The organism is Stenotrophomonas sp. STEN030 (genome assembly GCF_056759995.1).
Genome location: NZ_JBRREB010000123.1, coordinates 1 through 288, shown reverse-complemented (window position 1 = coordinate 288; position 288 = coordinate 1). Strand labels below are relative to the sequence as shown.

1 rRNA gene is annotated in these 288 nt (G+C 54.5%); it reads left to right on the top strand.

Going from position 1 to position 288, the window contains the following annotated elements:
• Window positions 1-177: 177 nt before the first annotated feature.
• A 5S ribosomal RNA gene (rrf, locus tag ACVOLR_RS20055) occupies window positions 178-288 on the top strand; the annotation flags it as partial.

Below are 288 nucleotides of genomic sequence, written 5' to 3'. Positions count from 1 at the left end.
CGATGGTAGTGCAGCCTAAGCTGTGCGAGAGTAGGTCATCGTCAGGGTTTTATCTAAGAACCCCGCTGCTCACGCAGCGGGGTTTGTCTTTTTATGTAAGCCAGGTGTTTTTGTGCCTGGGTTAGTTCCGCAAGGAAACGCATTGGAGCCGGCGCAACGCGCTGCTCAAACCGTCTTCCTGATGAAATTAGCGCTATGGAACCACCCGATCCCATCCCGAACTCGGAAGTGAAACGTAGCCGCGCCGATGGTAGTGCAGCCTAAGCTGTGCGAGAGTAGGTCATCGTC